This is a genomic window from Denitratisoma oestradiolicum (assembly GCF_902813185.1).
Classification (GTDB): Bacteria; Pseudomonadota; Gammaproteobacteria; order Burkholderiales; family Rhodocyclaceae; genus Denitratisoma; species Denitratisoma oestradiolicum.
This window is the reverse complement of the sequence record NZ_LR778301.1, coordinates 3,728,366-3,745,442: the sequence shown is the minus strand read 5'-3', so window position 1 is coordinate 3,745,442 and position 17,077 is coordinate 3,728,366. Positions and strand designations below refer to the sequence as shown.

The window sequence follows — 17,077 nt, the reverse complement described above, 5'->3', positions numbered from 1 at the left end:
TAGAGGGAGCACATGTTCGAGAAGGGATGGATTCTAGTCGGCGCAGGCGTCAGGAATTCTCCATATAGCCGTAAGGGCTGGAGCAGCCGGGTGTAGTGGCTTACCGTCGCGTTGGTGTAAGCGAAGTGCATAGTCTCATCCTCGCGCCAGATATTCTCCCACTGGCGCCTGCCAGCCTTGGCACTTCCTTAAAACCCCTCAAACGTGGAAACGCTCGACCGAGAGCTCGAGTTCCCTGGCCAGGGCCTGAAGGCGATCCGCAGCATTAGAGGTTTGGCGCACACTGGCGCTATTTTCCTCTGCCATGCTGGCGATGCGCTCGACACCTCGGGCAATCTCTTGGGTGGCATTGGCCTGCTCGTCGAGGGCATTGACGATATCGGCAACGGCATTGCCGACACGCTCTGCGCCACTTTGGATGCCCGTAATCGAGTCACCCGCCTGATGTGCCAGGTTAACGCCATCATTGACACGGGAAACGCCGCTTTCAATTTCCTGGGCAGCACGACGAGCGCCAGCCTGCACCTTGTCGATGACCATGGCGATGGTGTGGGTCGACTCGGAAGTCCGTTCGGCGAGTTTGCGTACCTCGTCGGCGACAACAGCAAACCCACGTCCTTGTTCTCCTGCCCGCGCAGCCTCGATGGCGGCATTCAATGCTAGCAAATTAGTCTGATCGGCGACCTCCCGGATAACGTTGATGACTGCTGAAATCTCGTTCGAGTAATTCTCGAGTTCCCGGATCGTGCTGGCAGCTTCATTGACTGCAGTTGAGACTTGGTGCATCTCTTCTGCGCTGGAATGCACCACTTGGCCGCCGCTGCGTGACTCCTCTCCGGCAGCCGCAGCGATAGCCTGGGCATCGCGGGCGTGGTCCCGTACCTGGTCAATAGATACCGACATTTCCTCCACTGCCGCTGCCATGCCTGCGGCTGCCTCACTTTGTGATTCGGTGGCACTGGCCGATTGGCTGGCGGCACCCGTCAACTCCTCAGCGGCCCGGGATAGTTCCTGCGCACTTTTCTGAGAGCCACTGACCATGCTGCGCAAGCCATCCTGCATGCGAGCAAAGGCTGCCAGAAGACGGCCGGCTTCGTCTCGGCCACCCGGCGGCACCCTGCGAGTGAGGTTGCCACTGGCAATGGCCTCGGCAATCACGACCGAAGCATTGATCGGTTCCGTAATGGCTCGAGTCAGAAACCATGCAAAACCACCTGCCGCAGCCATGCCGCCAATAATGATCAAGAAAAACATCCTCGTACCCGTGGTGTGGGTAGCCACTTCTTCTTCGTAAGTTGTTCGTGCCACCTGTGCCTGATAGGCCGAAAGCTTGTCCAGGGCCTGGGTGGCGGCCACCGCATGCTGATTACGTGCTTTCAGCAATTCCTTGACCAGTTCCGGCGAATAATCGCCCCCCTTGATCCGCTGGATCAAATCAGCGGCGCGGTCCATCCACACCTTGCGCTTGGCGGTGAAATCACTGGCCAGGGGCTTTTCCTCCTCGGTCAGATAGGTGGCCATGTATTTATCCCACAGGGTGCCAATTTCGATGCGCCGCTTCTCGAATCTTTCCACGTGAATATCTACGGCGTGGTCGTGGGCGGCGGCCAGGGGGCCCTTGGGGTCGTGCTGTATGGTCAGCAACAACTCCGTGGTGTTGTCACCCAGCAGTTCGCCGATCTTGGCCAGGTCGCGCAAAGGGACCACACGGTCTTCGTATACTGTTTTGAGGGCGGCGACGGCATTGCTCTCGTTGTGCCAGCCGATGCCTGCAGTGGTCAGCAATAGTGCACTAGCCACCATCATGAGGATAAAAATCCGTTTCCCAATGGAAAGATTATTCATGGCGCTAAACTGGAGTTTTTGACGTTTATCAATATAAACTGAATTTCCGTTTACGAGAGAATGACCTTAAGCCTTTCGGCCTACACTTATCCCAGTAACCTAGCGTAGTACGCCAGATATTCCCGGGCCGGGGCATGCCAGCTCCAGTCCCGGGTCATGCCGTTGAGCTGGAGTCGCCGCCACAGAGTTTTGTTTCGCCAGGCGGCCACGGCCCGCTCCACGGCAGCCAGGAAATCGGCGCCCCGGGCTTCCTGAAAGACAAAGCCGCTGGCGCCGTTCGCTGCCTCCGGATTGCAGTCGGTCACGGTATCCGCCAGTCCGCCGGTGGCCCGCACCAGGGGCGGGGTACCGTAGCGCTGGCTGTACATCTGGTTCAGGCCGCAGGGCTCGAAGCGAGAAGGCATCAGGAACAGGTCGGCGCCGGCTTCGATGCGATGGGCCAGGCCCTCGTCGAAACCGATGCGCACCGCCACCTGTCCCGGGTGATCCTTCGCCAGGGCGAGAAACTCCTGCTCCAGGGTTTTGTCGCCGTTGCCCAGCACCACCAGTTGGACCGGTAGGTCGAGGATCTTGCTGGCGCTTGTGACCAGCAGGTCCAGGCCCTTCTGGTGGGTGAGCCGGCTCACCACGCCCAGCAGGGGCCGGTCGGGGGCTTCCGCCAGCCCCAGCTCCCGTTGCAGGGCGGACTTGTTCAGGGCCTTGCCCTCCAGATGCAGGGCGTCGTAGGGATGGGGAATGTGGGGGTCCCGGGCCGGGTCCCAAATCTTCGTGTCGATGCCGTTGAGAATGCCCAAGAGGCTGTCCCGCCGATGGCGCAGCAGGCCGTCCAGGCCCATACCCTCTTCCGGCGTCTGGACTTCCCGGGCGTAGCCGGGGCTCACCGTGGCGATGCCGTCGGCGTGTTGCAGGCCGGCCTTGAGGAAGGACAGATAGCCGTGGTATTCGACGCCCACCATGGACCAGGCCGCAGGAGGCAGGCCCAGGGCCGCCAGGGCCGTCTGGCCGAAGAGTCCCTGGAAGGCCAGGTTATGGACCGTGATCAGGGTTCGGGCACGGGCGCCGGGCAGGTAGCGCAGATAGGCAGGGGCCAGGCCCGTCTGCCAATCGTTGCAATGGAGCAGATCGCACTGCCAGTCCAGGGGACAGTCCGTGCTGCCGAGCCAGGCGGCGACCCGAGAGAGCAGGCCGAAGCGCAGATGATTGTCGGGCCAGTCGAGGCCGTCCGGCCCCAGGTAGGGATTGCTCGGGCGGGCGTAATACTCCGGGCAGTCCAGCAACAGCAGGGGCGTGCCGTCCGGGGCTATTGCCTGGCGCAGCAGCGCGCCAGGCAATAGCCCCCCCAGGGGAGGCACTGGGGCCACGGCAGAGGCATTCGGGAAGGCCTGTTGCAGGGCTGGATACCAGGGCAGCAGCACCCGCACGTCGGCGCCGGCCTGACGCAGGGCGGGAGGCAGGGCGGCGGAAACATCTCCCAGGCCGCCGGTCTTGACCCAGGGGGCCAGCTCGGGAGTGACAAAAAGAATTTTCATGCAGCGGAGAAGAACTTCAACAAGGTCTCAGGATCGTTTCAGATAGGCGATCAGTCCGGCGCTGGAACTGTCCAGGTCTGTGATATCTCCCTGCCCCTCGATCATGGGCAGCAACTGCTTGGCCAGTTGCTTGCCATATTCCACGCCCCACTGGTCGAAGCTGTTGAGGTTCCACAGCACCCCCAGGGCGAACACCTTGTGTTCGAACAGGGCGATCAACTGGCCCAGGGTGTAGGGGTCCAGGCGGGGCAGCAGCAGGGTGGTGGAGGGCTGGTTGCCGGGGAAGACCTTGTAGGGGGCAAGGGCCGCGGCCTGACCCTGGCTGGCGTCGCCGGCCAGCAGTTCGGCACGGGCTTCCTCCAGGGTCTTGCCCTGCATCAGGGCCTTGCTCTGGGCCAGGCAGTTGGCCAGCAACAGGGCCTGGTGGCCGGGCAGGGGCAGGTCGGCTTCCCGACAGGCGATGAAGTCGCAGGGGACCAGGCGTTCGCCCTGGTGCAGCAACTGGTAGAAGGCGTGCTGGCCGTTGGTGCCCGCCTCGCCCCAGAGGATGGGAGCCGAGGGGTAATCCAGCACCTGGCCGGCCCGGTCCACCCGCTTGCCGTTGGATTCCATTTCCAGTTGTTGGAGATAGCGGGGCAATAGTTCCAGGGACTGGCTGTAGGGCAGCAGAGCCCGGGTCTGGGCGCCGAGGAAGTCGGTGTTCCAGACTTCCAGCAAAGCCAGGGTCAAGGGCAGGTTGGCCTCCGCCGGAGCAGTGAGGAAATGCCGGTCCATGGCCCGGCCCCCTTCCAGCAGACGGCGGAAATTCCCGAAACCCACGGCCAGGGCCAGGGGCAGACCGATAGCCGACCAGAGGGAAAATCGACCTCCCACCCAGTCCCAGAAGGCAAAGGCATTGGCCGGGTCGATGCCGAATTCCGCCACGGCCTTGAGATTGGTGGAGACTGCCACGAAGTGCCGGGCCACCGCCCCCTCACCCAGGGTTGCCACCAGCCACTGGCGGGCGGAGGCGGCATTCTGCATGGTCTCCTGGGTGGTGAAGGTTTTGCTGGCGATGATGAACAGCGTGGTGGCCGGGTCCAGGTCGGCCAGGGTGGCCGCCAGATGGGCGCCGTCCACGTTGGAGACGTAGTGCAGCTTCAGGCCGGGCACCTGACAGGCGTTGAGGGCCTGGGTCGCCATCTTGGGCCCCAGGTCGGAGCCGCCGATGCCGATGTTCACCACGTTGCGGATCATCTCTCCGCCGGCCCCCCGCCACTGGCCCTGATGAATGCGCCGGCAGAAATCCTCCATCCGGTCCAGCACCGCAGCCACGTCCGGCATCACGTCCCGGCCCTGGCAGAGGATGGCCTGGTCCGGCGCGGCGCGCAGGGCCATGTGCAGCACCGCACGTCCCTCGGTGTGATTGATGGGCTCGCCGGTGATCATGCGGGCGAGCCACCCCGGGCCGTCGCGCCATTGCCAGAGCTGCCGCAACAGATCCAGGGTCGGGCCATCAATGCGCTGTTTGGAAAAGTCCAGCAGCAAGCCATCCCACTCCAGGGAGCAGCGGGAAAAACGTTCCGGGTCGGCACACAGATTCCGCAGATGGAGCTTGTTCAGGCGGGCGGACTGTTGTTCCAGGCCCTGCCAGAGGGGGGACTGGGTGATCGAAGTTGTCATAGCCAGATCATCATGCCCATTTCAAAGGGGTGGGTAAGCATCTCGTGGCGGGGAAAGGCGCGAATGCGGTACTCGATCTTGCCGCAGAGGTCAGGGACCAGATCCAGAGCATAGCGTTCCCGACCATCCTCGCCGCGCCCCCGGTGTTCCAGGCGCAGACGTCGGGCCGGCCGATGGTGGGCGCCATTGGGGCGGCCCAGCAGCAGTTCCACCTGGACGTCGGCGGGAGCCAGACCGTTCAACTGCAACGCCACCTCGAATTGCACGCCTTCGCCAAAGCCGATCCGGCGAGTGGCGGCGTCCAGCCGCTGCATGATCACGCCGGGCCAGGCCCGGCGCACCCGTGCCTTCCAGGTTGCGAGGCTGCGGGCGCCGGCGAAGTTGTCCTGACTGTAGCGGCGCCACTGGCGGGAGGCAGACTGATAGAACTTGGTCACGTATTCCCCCACCATCCGCTGGGAAGTGAAGTGGGGGGTCACCGTGGCGATGGAGCGCTTGGCCATGGCCACCCAGCCCGGCGAATAGCCCATGGGACCGCGGTTGTAGTAAAGGGGGATGACCTGATCCTGGAGGGCCTCGTAGAGACTGCGGGCCTCTTCCGCATCGCGACGGTTGTCGTCGTAAGTAGCGGAAACAGGCTTGATGCCCCAGCCATTTTCACTTCCTTCGCTGTCGTCGAAGCCCTCGGCCCACCAGCCATCCAGCACCGAGAGATTGATCACCCCGTTGATGGCCGCCTTCATGCCCGAAGTGCCCGAGGCTTCCAGAGGATAGACCGGGTTGTTGAGCCAGACATCCACTCCGGCCACCAGGCGCCGACTCAAGTGCAGATCATAGCCCTCGGCCATCAGGATGCGGCCCTCGAATTCGGGCATGGCGGCGACTTCGGCGATGCGTCGGATCAGGGACTGTCCCGGTTCGTCGGCTGGATGGGCCTTGCCGGCGAAGATGAACAGCACCGGCCGCTCCGGGTCGGCAACGATCTGGCGCAGCCAGTCCAGGTTCCTGAACAGCAGCGTGGCACGCTTGTAGGTGGCGAAGCGGCGGGCGAAACCGATGGTCAGCACATTGGGATTATCGGGATCGGCATATTTCAGCAGCCGGTCCAGGTGGGCCTGGGAACCCTGGTTGCGGGCGTGCTGCTGGCCAATGCGGTGGCGCAGCAGATAGAGCATCTGGGACTTGATGGCCAGGCGCGCACTCCAGAACACATGGTCCGGAATGTTATCGATGCCGGCCCAGCAGTGGGTATCCGTGAGCCTCTGGCTCCAGCCGTCCCCCAGGTAGCGGTTCAGGGTGTCGTGCCAGAGGTCGGACAGAAAGGTGGGGACATGGACGCCGTTGGTGACGTAGTCCATGGGGTTGTCGCCGGGATTGATCTGGGGCCACAGTCCGGCCAGCATGCGGGCCGACACCTCGCCATGGACCCTGGAGACGCCATTCTGGAAACGGGAGCCCCGGATCGCCAGGGCGGTCATGTTGAACTCGTGCTGGCCTGGTACCCGGCCCAGTTCCAGCAGGGCCTCCATGTCGCAGCCCAGTTCCCGGCAGAACTGGCCGAAGTACTGGCGAATCATGTCCTCGGCGAAATGATCGTGGCCGGCGGGCACGGCGGTGTGGGTGGTGAATACCGTGTTGCAGGCCACGGCCTCCAGGGCGCTGGTCATGTCCAGGCCTTCCTGCACCAGTTGGCGCATGCGCTCCAGGATCAGAAAGGCGGCATGGCCTTCGTTGATGTGCCAGACAGTGGGTTGATAGCCCACTTCCTTCAGGACCTTGACGCCGCCGACACCGAGGATGATTTCCTGTTCCAGGCGGGTGGTGCGGTCGCCGCCGTAGAGTTGGTGGGCGATGTCACGGTCGTGGATGGCGTTGCGCTCGAGGTCCGTGTCCAGCAGGTAAAGCCTGACCTGGCCCACCTTCACCTGCCAGACCTTCACTTCCACGTTCCGTCCCGGCAGGGTCACCGTGACGTGCAGTTCGCTGCCATCGCTTTTCAGTACCGGCGCCATGGGCAGGTCGTCGAAGTCAGAGTCGTTGTACATGGCAGCCTGGCGACCCTCGCCATCGATGGTCTGCTGGAAGTAGCCCTGACGGTAGAGCAGCCCGACGCCGACGAAGGGCAGCTTCATGTCGCTGGCGGTCTTGCAGTGGTCCCCGGCCAGGATGCCCAGGCCGCCGGAGTAGATGGGCAGGCTTTCGTGAAAGCCGAATTCGGCGCAGAAGTAGGCGATGGATTCACCTTGCTCCAGGCGGGGCACATGGTCCCGGGGCGGCGTCTTGTGATAACTGTCGTAGGCGGACAGCACCCGGGCCAGCATGCCCAGATACACCGGGTCTTCCGCCGCGCTGTCGAGACGGTGCTGGTCCACGCGCTTCAACAGGGCCTTGGGGCTGTGGCTGGCGGCGTTCCAGAGCTTCTGCCCGAGGCGCACGAAGAGGGCACGGGTGGGCCGGTCCCAGCTATACCAGAGATCGTTGGCCAGCTCGTCGAGCCGGCTCAGGGCGGGGGGCAGTCGGGGATTGACCTCCAGCAGGTAGCGGGTTCCGGGCATGGCAGCACCTCTTGGCAATGGGATCTAGATTTTGTGGGGACGATATTCCATGACGACGGAAATCTCACCGTCATTCAGGGGCCAGGACAGGGTCAGCTCCGCGCCCTGCATCACCCGTTCGAAGCCGGCTTCCGACTGGGATACCGTATGGTGGGGCTGGGCACTCACGGTGGCGGGGGGGAAGCGGAGCAGCAGCGTACCACCCAGTTCGCTGTCGTCCAGGGACAGGCCCTCGGCACGGGAGAGTTCCAGCACCTGGCCGAAGCCGCAGGGAATGCTGCCGTCGCTCAGGATGTAGCGTCCGCCGTAGCCGTCGCAACTGGGCATGGACAGGTTGATCCGGGTCTCCAGCCGGCCCCGCAGTCCATGAATCCGGTAGCTGACGCCCAGGCGGTGGCCATTCACCGCGTACTGCTTGTCCAGGCGCCAGCCCGGGCCACTGGCGTTGAAGTTGCCGCCCTCGTCGTTGCCGGGCTGGTAATGGTCGAGGAGGTGCCGGCTACCATCGGAGGCAATCCAGGTGTCGAGGAACAGGGCGCGGGGAAGCGTGTCGGGCCGGGCGTCCTCGACCGTCACGTCATGGAGGAAGGCTACCCGGTCGTGGGCCGAGACGATGCCGCTGTCGGGACTGGCCATGTCCTGCCGGGCCTGGAGAGCCTGATCGATCTTGTCATGGTAGGCCTCGTCGTGACGGCGCAGGGTATCGCCGAAGTTATGGCAGGCCTCGTAGGCCGAGAGCTCGATCAGGGTGCCCAGGCCATCGTCGCGGCACACGGCCTGGAGCACGGGGGAACGCAGGAAAGTTTCCCGGTGGCCGTCCAGGTCGATGTCCCCTTGCTCCCGGGCCGTGCGGGGCGCGATGGTGTCCAGGGCCGCTTCCAGGGCCAGCAGGTTGTTCCATACCGCCCGGCGCAGGTGGGGCAGGTAGAGTCCGCCGAAGAGTCCGTGCCAGTAGGCGTCGTTGGCCTGGGCCCGATGCAGCATTTCCTGCATCTCCGCAGTACGGTCGTCGGCGGGCAGGCTGGCCAACCGCCGGGAGGCTTCCAGCATGCGCTTGTGCATCCAGTTGGACTCGGGATAGCGGGTGAAGAAGTTGCGCCAGATGCCACCCCGCAGGAAGGGTTTGGCGCTCTCATAGCGCCCCAGTTGTTTTTCCGCCTCCACCAGAGCGTGATAGCGGCGGGCGCTGGGGCCGGGCAGGGTCCACTCGTTCATCTCGATGTAGGAGGCGGTGGGCAGGTAGACGATGCCGCGAGTGGTCTGCTCCCGATGGAAGTCGGCGAAATGGGCGGTGCGGATCAGGGGTGAGGCCAGCACGCCTTCGATGAACTGAGTCAGCCAGCCACGCTCATAAACCCAGTTGTAGGTTTCCGGCCAGATGCCGAATTTCTCGATGTCGTCGAAGTAGATGGCGGCCCGCTGTCCGCGTCGGGCCAGGTCCTCCAGCCAGGCCACCGCCTCGGCGGCCGGCGAGAAGGGCAGCCGGTAGCGGGCCTGCTCGGAGATGGGGAACATATCCAGCGCTTGGCCGTTCTCCTCGGTGGTCCAGTGTCCGTCGAGTTTTTCCGTCGGCTGGCCGGTACATAGGAAATGGTAGTCATCCACCGCCACGTAGCGGATGCCGGATTCCACCAGAGATGGCACCACATCCGCCTCCCAGACCCGCTCGGTGAGCCAGGCGCCCTGGGGGCGTCGGCCGAAGCGACGTTCGATCTTGTCCGACAGGCTCAGCAACTGGCTGACCCGGTCCCGGTGGGGGATGGCCGCCAGTACTGGCTCGCAGTCGCCGGAGCCGAACCACTCCACCTGGCCGCGCCGGGTCATGGTTTCGAGCAGTGTCATGTCCTCGGGAAAGCGCTCTGTCAACACGTCCAGCAGCCAGCCCGAGAAATGCACGGCGAAGCGGAAGTCCGGATATTCCGCCACTGTGCGCAGGAACATCCGGTAACAGCGCAGGTGGGCGTCCTCGATGACTGCCGGAAAATTGCCCACTGGTTGATGGGCATGGACGCCGAACAACAGGGAAATGGGACCGTTCAAGTGACTCTCCTCATGGTGCCGCCCTGGGCGGATCCGCTACCCGATGAAATTGGGACATCAAGCTGGGCCGGTGGCTGGAGTTGCAGCAGGCGGTAAAGCCGGCGCAGGTTGTCGCGATAGAGATGGTCGAAGCTGGCGACCGCCGACTGGGGGTTGTAGTCGCCGAACCACCAGAACCAGTCGGAGCTTTCGCAGATGGACAACTGGGTTGTCGCCGCTGCCTGCTCCGCAGGGGACAGACGGCCGCTGGACAGGATCAGGTCATAGCTGCGCTTGGCTGAGCAGAGCAGGTCCCAGGCCCGGTTTTTTTCCGGATCACCGATCCAGGTGGACAGGGTGCCATAGACCCAACTGCCGGCGGTGATCCCCGGCAGGGATGTACTGGACGGGGGATGGGGACGGCCCAGCAGTTCGCTGTAGGTGGTGGTACGGATTTCGGCATGCTGCTCCAGCAGGCCGTAGAGATCCTCGAAAAAGTAGTAGGCATTGTAGGGATAGTGTTCCCAGGCATTTTCGCCATCCAGGATGACGCTGACCACCGGGGTCTCATCGGTCGGCGCGGTGGCCAGGATGGCTTCCAGTTGGGCGATGAAATGGCGCGCCGCATCCCGGCCATGCCATTTTGCATATTCGAAGCCAACCAGGTCGGAGAGCCGCTCGTCGCGGAAGAATAGGGACAGTTCCGGGGCGACGGGACAGTGCCAGGGATGATAGGGTGCCCGGACGTCATGGGTGACGTGGCTGGCCAGGCTGTGGTTCAGCACCCCCTGGCCGCTGGCGATCCAGCGACAGCCGCTGGCGGCGAGCAGAGGCAATAGGGGGGTGGAAATGGCGCCCTCCGCTGGCCACATGCCCTGGGCGGAGGTGCCGAAATGACGCTGGTGGGATTGCCAGGCCTGTTCGATCTGGGCAACGACCCGGCTGCGCCCGCCGGGATATTCGGAGGCCAGGGGCAGGGGCGCCTCGGGCAAGGTTTCCCGCGCCGCGTGAAAGTCCAGCAGCAAGGGCGCCAGGGGATGGGTCTGGGGCGTGGTGGAAATTTCGATCTGGCCCCGTTCCATCAAGGCACGGTAGCGGGGAATCAGTCCCTTCAGGATGCGACCGATCAGGGCCAGCAACTGCTGGCGGTCCTCCAGGCTGTAGCCTTCGCCTTTGCTCATCAGTTCCGCCAGCAGGGCTTGCTGGCGGCGTTCAGATTCACCGCACCAGACCAGGTGATACCAGGTGAGCAGATCTGCGAAATAGCTGCCGGAGAGGTAGCCGAGGGCCGCCTCTCCCTCCCGGGTCAGCAGTTGCTGAAGATCGCGGAGCCGCTGGTAGCGGGGAAAGGGGGTCAGCATGGTGCTGTGGTTGCTGCGGAAGCAGGCGGCCAGCAGCAACTGCCGATCCGTGGCACTCAGGTCATCCAGGTCCGGCTCGGCCAGGAGTCGCAGCAAGGGGTCGCGGAAACGCCCCGTCTCGAACTGGCGGCAATAGTCCTCAATCTGGTCCAGCAGCACCGGCACGAAGTTCACCACCGCCCGGACGCCCGGATGACGCTCCAGGTGGGCCGCCATGTCGGTGTAGTCCTTCAGGGCATGGAGATAGACCCAGGGCAGCACATGTTCGCCGCTACCGTGATCACGGTAGTCCGGCTGGTGCATGTGCCAGAGGAAGACAAGATCAAGGGCCATGACGGGTGTCGCTATCGAATGTGGTGATGGGTCTGTCCCAGCATCTCCGGGGTGACCAGGGTGATGCCCCGCTCGGTGACATGAAAGCGCTGGCGATCCTGCTCCGGGTCGAAACCGATCACCGTGCCCGGGGGAATCACGCAATGCTTGTCCACCACCACCCGGCGCAGCCGGCAGTGACGGCCGATATCCACCTTGGGCAGGATCACCGAATCCTCGATCTCGCTAAAGCTATGGACGAAGACCCGGGAGAACAGCAGGGAGCGGCGTACCGTGGAACCACTGATGATGTTGCCCCCGGAGACCAGGGAGTCCACCGCCATGCCGCGACGCCCCTCGTCGTCGAAGACGAACTTGGCCGGGGGCAGTTGTTCCTGGTGGGTCCAGATGGGCCATTGCTCGTCGTACATGTCCAGTTCCGGGGTGACCTTGGTCAGCTCCAGACTGGCCTCCCAGTAGGCATCCACCGTCCCCACGTCGCGCCAGTAGGGCAGGCCCGAACTGCTGATGCCGACGCAGCTCTCACGGAAATTGTGGGCGAACACCCGGTAGCGGGACACCACGTGAGGAATCACGTCCTTGCCGAAATCATGGCCGGAATGGGGTTCGTCCGCGTCGCGGATCAGTTGCTCGTAAAGGAAGTGGGCATTGAAGATGTAGACGCCCATGCTGACCAGCGCCCGCTCCGGCTTGCCGGGCATGCAGGGCGGATGCTCGGGTTTTTCGATGAACCGGGTAACGCGCTGGCTGTCGTCGATGCCCATGACGCCGAAGGCCGATGCCTCGCCGATGGGAACATCCATGCAGGCCACGCTGAGGTCGGCGCCGTTCTGCACATGCTGGGCCAGCATCCGGCCGTAGTCCATCTTGTAGACATGGTCGCCGGACAGGATCATCACATAGCGGGGATTGGCTCGGCGGATCACGTCCAGGTTCTGGTAGACGGCGTCGGCGGTGCCCTGGTACCAGTTTTCGCCCACCTGCTGCTGGGCCGGCAGCAGTTCGATATATTCCTCGAAGCGGCCATCAAGAAAGCTCCAGCCCCGTTGCAGATGGTGGATCAGGCTCTGGGCCTTGTACTGGGTGGCCACGCCGATGCGCCGCACGCCGGAATTGACGCAGTTGGAGAGAGTGAAATCGATGATGCGGAACTTGCCGCCGAAAGGCACTGCCGGCTTGGCGCGCCAGTCGGTCATTTGCATCAGGCGGCTGCCGCGCCCTCCAGCCAGTACCATGGCGAAGGTGCTGCGGGTCAGGTGGCTGACGAAGCGGCCGGATTCGGCCGAGGAATCACCGGAATTCGGGTCTTGCTGAATCATTGCTGGCCTCCTTTCCACGGTCGTCCCTGCGCACGACCGCTACAATACTCGAACATAAAAAACTGGTTCATGAAATCGCGGCCCCGCGGTTTCCCGGGCCTGCGAGGGATGATGCGATGGACAAAAAGTTGACGGCCTTGCTGGAAGCCCGGGAGCATGATCCCTTCGCCCTCCTGGGGCTGCATCCTCATGGCAGGGGTTGGCGCCTGCGGGTGCTGCGCCCCCACGCAAGCCATGTCCAGATGGAAATCGACGGTCGCCTGGAACCCATGGAACGTCAGGGAGCCTCCGACCTCTTTGAATGGCGTGGAGATGTTCGTCCCGAGTTCTACTGGTTGCGGATCGGGGAAGCGGGCCGGGAACTGCGGCTGCGGGATCCCTACGCCTTTCCTCCCCGTCCCTCCGAACATGACTTGTTTCTGTTTTCCGAGGGCAACAACAGCCAGGCCTATCGCCTGCTGGGCGCGGTTCCCGAGACTCGGGACGGCATTGGCGGTGTCTGCTTTCGCACCTGGGCGCCCAATGCTGCCCGGGTCTCGGTGGTGGGTGATTTCAATCGCTGGGACGGACGCACCCATCCCATGGCCTCTCTGGGCGCCTCGGGCTGCTGGGAACTGTTTATCCCCGATCTTCCTACGGGCTCCCTTTACAAGTTCGAGATTCGCAACCGCGCCAGCGGCGCGGTGATGGCCAAGGCGGATCCCTATGCCCGCCAGTTCGAGAAACGGCCGGCCACGGCGGCCCGGGTGACAGCCTCCCGCCATGCCTGGCAGGACCGGGACTGGATGGCGGCCAGGACCCAATGGGACTGGCTGCACAGCCCCATGTCCATCTACGAGGCCCATCCCGGTTCCTGGATGCGCCATCCTGACGGCCGCTTCTACAGTTACCGGGAACTGGCGGAGCGACTGGTACCCTATCTGGCAGACATGGGCTACACCCATCTGGAATTGATGCCGGTGATGGAGCACCCCCTGGACGAGTCCTGGGGTTACCAGTGCACCGGTTTCTTCGCTCCCAGCGCCCGTTTCGGCGATCCGGACGATTTCCGCTTCCTGGTGGATGCCTGTCATCAGTCGGGTATTGGCGTGATCCTTGACTGGGTGCCTGGCCACTTTCCCCGGGATGAATGGGCCCTGGCCCACTATGATGGTTCGGCCCTCTACGAGCATGAGGATCCGGCTCAGAAAATACACCCCGACTGGGGAACCTATGTCTTCAATTACGGCCGCAACGAGGTGCGCAGCTTTCTGATGTCCAGCGCCCACTACTGGCTGTCCGAGTTTCATGTGGACGGGCTGCGGGTGGATGCGGTGGCTTCCATGATCTATCTGGATTATTCCCGCAAGGCCGGCGAGTGGCGTCCCAACCGTCATGGTGGCCGGGAGAATCTGGAAGCCATCGGTTTTTTGCGGGCCATGAACGAGATGGTGCATCGGGAGTTTCCCGGCGCCCTGACCATTGCCGAGGAATCCACTGCCTGGCCCATGGTGTCGCGGCCGGTGTACCTGGGCGGCCTGGGTTTTTCGATGAAGTGGAACATGGGCTGGATGAACGACACCCTGGACTACATGACCAAGGACCCGATCTACCGGCGCTACCACCATGACTGTCTGACCTTTGGCCAGCTCTACGCCTACACGGAGAACTTCGTGCTGCCCCTGTCTCATGACGAGGTGGTCCATGGCAAGGGTTCTCTGCTGGGCAAGATGCCGGGGGACGGATGGCAGCGTTTTGCCAATCTGAGGTTGCTGCTGACCTACCAGATGACCAGTCCCGGCAAGAAACTTACCTTCATGGGCAACGAACTGGGCCAACCCTGGGAGTGGAGCGAAGCGGGCGAGTTGCCCTGGAGCCTGCTGCAATACCCGGCTCATGGTGGCGTGCAACGACTGGCGCGGGATTTGAATCGGCTCCATCGGGAGCTTCCCCCGTTCCATGAACTGGACTTTGATTCCCAGGGCTTTTCCTGGATTGACTGTCACGATGGGGATCAATCGGTGATTGCCTGGTTACGGCTGGGCCGGGATGGCAGTCATGCCGTGGTGGCGCTCAATTTCACGCCCGTGCCCCGGCCGAATTATCGTATTGGCGTACCGGCCCCGGGCGCCTATCGGGAAATCCTCAACAGCGACTCACGCCATTACGGAGGGAGCGATATGGGCAACAGCGGGGCGCTTTGCGCCGAAGCTCACCCCTGGATGGGGCGTCCCGCCAGTCTGGTCCTGACGCTGCCACCTCTGGCGGGCGTGGTCCTGGTGCCGCTCAGGAGTTGAGCAGACCGTCCTTGAGCAGGCGTTCCACTTCGGACTCGGCCTGAAGCCAGTCCTCCAGCGTTCCGTCGCCGGGGAAACCACGGCGTTCGGCGATGTAGTAGGCCGCTACTTCCACATAGTGACGGCGCTGGTCCGGGGAAACCGCCTTGGCCTTGCGCCGCGCAGCTTGCTTTGTGGTGGTGCTGGCGGTGGTCTTCCTGGCGGACGCACCGGCCGCCTTGGCGGCTAGCACGGATTTTTCGGGTTTGCTGGTGGAACGGGTCGAGCGGCTTGCGGCGGGCATGGTGTCTCCTCCACTAATGACGACAGTGCCCCGGGGGCACTGCGTATCCATTTTTAGCATCTGAACTAGCAACTGACAAAGAATGCCAGGGCGATGGATTTTAACCATTTAACTGAAATGGTTTTTGTCGTCCGTCAAATTGCGGCCAGGACCGCTCCTCTGAGACCGAGTTCCGGTTCCGTGACGACATGGACCGGCATGCGCGTTGCCAGGGCCGCATGCTCGACTTTGGCGTTGAAGGCTGTCAGGAAAGGACCTGATTGCATCAGAGGCAAGATTTTCGCGGTGATGCCTCCCGCCAGATAGACACCGCCTCGTGCCATCAAGGCCAGGGCCATGTCTCCGACGAAGGCGCCATAGGTGGCGAGAAACATTTCCATGGTGCGCCCTTCGGTACTGTGCGCGGATGTCAGTGCCCGAGCGGCGATGAGTTCAGGTTCGATATCCGCGCCGCCCAGGAAACGATGCATGGCGCGGATGCCCATGCCAGAAGCCACCCGTTCCCAGGTGACCCGGCCATGGCGAGCGTGGAGATGCTGCCACAGAGCCAGTTGGATTTCGTCGGCCGGGGCGAAGGCAACATGGCCGCCTTCTCCGGGCAGCACACGCCAGCCCTCCGGAGTTGGCACCAGCACCGCCATGCCCAGGCCGGTGCCTGCTCCCACTACCAGCTTCACGCCATCCGCCAGGGGCAGGCCTGGTTGCAGGGTGAGCAGCGTCGCCGGTGGAGCGACGGTGACCCCCAGGGCGGCAGCGGCGAAATCGTTGATCAGGCGCAGACCGGGCAGGCCGAACCGCTGTTCCAGCTTGGCGGCATCCAGGGTCCAGGGCAGGTTGGTGAGGCGGGCGCTACGGCCGTCATCGGCGATGGGGCCTGCCACCGCCAGGCAACCCCCGGTGGGCGTGCTGTCCAGCCCCCCCAGATACTCTGCCAGCAGGTCAGTGAAATTTCCATAGTTGGCGCATTCCAGCCGGCGCCGGGCATGGAGAGTGCCGGTTTCGTCCGCCAGCGCCAGCAGGGCCTTGGTGCCGCCGATGTCGCCACAGAGCCGCATGGCCTGGCCTACACCGCCACGGGGGCGGCAATATGGGGATGGGGGTTGTAGCCTTCCAGACTGAAGTCCTCGAAGCGGAAAGCAAAAATGTCGCGCACCTCGGGATTGATCTTCAGTTGAGGCAGAGCGCGGGGTTCCCGGGAGAGTTGCAGCCGGGTCTGCTCCAGATGGTTGGAATAGAGGTGGCAGTCGCCGCCGGTCCAGACGAAATCACCAGGGGTGTAGCCGCAGACCTGGGCCACCATCTGGGTGAATAGGGCGTAGGAAGCAATGTTGAAGGGTACGCCGAGGAAGATGTCGGCACTGCGCTGGTAGAGCTGACAACTCAGCCTGCCGCCCGCCACGTAGAACTGGAACAAGGCATGGCAGGGGGGCAGCTTCATACGTGGAATGTCGGTGGGATTCCAGGCGCTGACGATATGACGGCGAGAGTCCGGGTTTTTTTTCAGTCCCTCAATCAGTTGGCTGATCTGGTCGATCTCGCCTCCCTTGCCATCGGGCCAGTGGCGCCATTGATGGCCATACACCGGCCCCAGGTCGCCGTTGGCGTCGGCCCATTCGTCCCAGATGGAGACCCCGTTGTCTTTCAGGTAGCGGATGTTGGTGTCTCCCTGGAGGAACCAGAGCAACTCGTGGATGATGGAGCGGGTATGCAGCTTCTTGGTGGTCAGCAGCGGAAATCCTGCCGCCAGGTCGAAACGCATCTGCCAGCCGAACACCGAGCGAGTGCCGGTGCCGGTGCGGTCGGATTTTTCGTGGCCGTGCTCGAGCACGTGCTTCATCAGGTCGAGGTACTGGCGCATGGGGTGGTGGACCGGCGGGATAGAATCGGAGCCGATT

The 17,077-nt window shown here is 63.5% G+C and carries 11 protein-coding genes; 1 reads left to right on the top strand and 10 read right to left on the bottom strand.

What is annotated here, in order from left to right; genetic code table 11:
- Positions 1–198 precede the first annotated feature (198 nt).
- The 7 genes from DENOEST_RS17085 to glgC form a co-directional block, all read right to left on the bottom strand.
- Positions 199–1,845 carry a methyl-accepting chemotaxis protein gene (locus DENOEST_RS17085; protein WP_145769470.1) on the bottom strand — a complete coding sequence of 549 codons (1,647 nt, stop codon included), beginning with the start codon at positions 1,843–1,845 and terminating at the stop codon, positions 199–201.
- A gap of 86 nt (positions 1,846–1,931) precedes the next feature.
- Positions 1,932–3,374 carry a glycogen synthase GlgA gene (gene glgA / locus DENOEST_RS17080; protein WP_145769469.1) on the bottom strand — a complete coding sequence of 481 codons (1,443 nt, stop codon included), beginning with the start codon at positions 3,372–3,374 and terminating at the stop codon, positions 1,932–1,934.
- Positions 3,375–3,401: 27 nt separating this feature from the next.
- Complete coding sequence (pgi, locus tag DENOEST_RS17075; RefSeq protein WP_145769468.1) at positions 3,402–5,036, bottom strand: glucose-6-phosphate isomerase; 1,635 nt, start codon at positions 5,034–5,036, stop codon at positions 3,402–3,404.
- Positions 5,033–7,591 (bottom strand): alpha-glucan family phosphorylase, encoded by a 2,559-nt coding sequence (glgP, locus tag DENOEST_RS17070; RefSeq protein ID WP_145769467.1) that lies wholly within the window; start codon positions 7,589–7,591, stop codon positions 5,033–5,035. Before glgP ends, pgi begins: the two co-directional genes overlap by 4 nt.
- A 24-nt stretch (positions 7,592–7,615) precedes the next feature.
- On the bottom strand, positions 7,616–9,631 hold the full coding sequence (locus tag DENOEST_RS17065; protein ID WP_145769466.1) for an alpha-amylase/4-alpha-glucanotransferase domain-containing protein: 2,016 nt from the start codon (positions 9,629–9,631) through the stop codon (positions 7,616–7,618).
- Positions 9,628–11,304 carry a glycoside hydrolase family 57 protein gene (locus DENOEST_RS17060; RefSeq protein ID WP_145769465.1) on the bottom strand — a complete coding sequence of 559 codons (1,677 nt, stop codon included), beginning with the start codon at positions 11,302–11,304 and terminating at the stop codon, positions 9,628–9,630. Before DENOEST_RS17060 ends, DENOEST_RS17065 begins: the two co-directional genes overlap by 4 nt.
- Positions 11,305–11,315: 11 nt before the next feature.
- Positions 11,316–12,623, bottom strand: a complete 1,308-nt coding sequence (gene glgC / locus DENOEST_RS17055; protein ID WP_145769464.1) for a glucose-1-phosphate adenylyltransferase — start codon at positions 12,621–12,623, stop codon at positions 11,316–11,318.
- A 116-nt stretch (positions 12,624–12,739) separates the two neighbouring features.
- On the opposite strand from glgC, the gene glgB reads away from it, so the two are divergent.
- Positions 12,740–14,899 carry a 1,4-alpha-glucan branching protein GlgB gene (gene glgB, locus DENOEST_RS17050; protein ID WP_145769463.1) on the top strand — a complete coding sequence of 720 codons (2,160 nt, stop codon included), beginning with the start codon at positions 12,740–12,742 and terminating at the stop codon, positions 14,897–14,899.
- Here the strand turns inward: glgB and DENOEST_RS17045 are convergent.
- From DENOEST_RS17045 to DENOEST_RS17035, 3 genes are all read right to left on the bottom strand, one after another.
- Positions 14,889–15,182 (bottom strand): DUF2934 domain-containing protein, encoded by a 294-nt coding sequence (locus DENOEST_RS17045; RefSeq protein WP_145769462.1) that lies wholly within the window; start codon positions 15,180–15,182, stop codon positions 14,889–14,891. The genes glgB and DENOEST_RS17045 overlap by 11 nt on opposite strands.
- Positions 15,183–15,316: 134 nt before the next feature.
- Entirely contained in the window at positions 15,317–16,237 is a 921-nt protein-coding gene (gene glk / locus DENOEST_RS17040) for a glucokinase (protein ID WP_145769461.1), read from the bottom strand.
- An 8-nt stretch (positions 16,238–16,245) separates the two neighbouring features.
- Positions 16,246–17,040 carry a thymidylate synthase gene (locus DENOEST_RS17035; RefSeq protein ID WP_145769460.1) on the bottom strand — a complete coding sequence of 265 codons (795 nt, stop codon included), beginning with the start codon at positions 17,038–17,040 and terminating at the stop codon, positions 16,246–16,248.
- Positions 17,041–17,077: the final 37 nt, after the last annotated feature.

Excerpts from the sequence above, each read along its gene's own strand:
- DENOEST_RS17085 (WP_145769470.1), bottom strand. The coding sequence starts at position 1,845 with ATGAATAATCTTTCCATTGGGAAACGGATTTTTATCCTCATGATGGTG.
- glgA (WP_145769469.1), bottom strand. The coding sequence starts at position 3,374 with ATGAAAATTCTTTTTGTCACTCCCGAGCTGGCCCCCTGGGTCAAGACC.
- pgi (WP_145769468.1), bottom strand. The coding sequence starts at position 5,036 with ATGACAACTTCGATCACCCAGTCCCCCCTCTGGCAGGGCCTGGAACAA.
- glgP (WP_145769467.1), bottom strand. The coding sequence starts at position 7,591 with ATGCCCGGAACCCGCTACCTGCTGGAGGTCAATCCCCGACTGCCCCCC.
- DENOEST_RS17060 (WP_145769465.1), bottom strand. The coding sequence starts at position 11,304 with ATGGCCCTTGATCTTGTCTTCCTCTGGCACATGCACCAGCCGGACTAC.
- glgC (WP_145769464.1), bottom strand. The coding sequence starts at position 12,623 with ATGATTCAGCAAGACCCGAATTCCGGTGATTCCTCGGCCGAATCCGGC.
- glgB (WP_145769463.1), top strand. The coding sequence starts at position 12,740 with ATGGACAAAAAGTTGACGGCCTTGCTGGAAGCCCGGGAGCATGATCCC.
- DENOEST_RS17045 (WP_145769462.1), bottom strand. The coding sequence starts at position 15,182 with ATGCCCGCCGCAAGCCGCTCGACCCGTTCCACCAGCAAACCCGAAAAA.
- glk (WP_145769461.1), bottom strand. The coding sequence starts at position 16,237 with ATGCGGCTCTGTGGCGACATCGGCGGCACCAAGGCCCTGCTGGCGCTG.
- DENOEST_RS17035 (WP_145769460.1), bottom strand. The coding sequence starts at position 17,040 with ATGCGCCAGTACCTCGACCTGATGAAGCACGTGCTCGAGCACGGCCAC.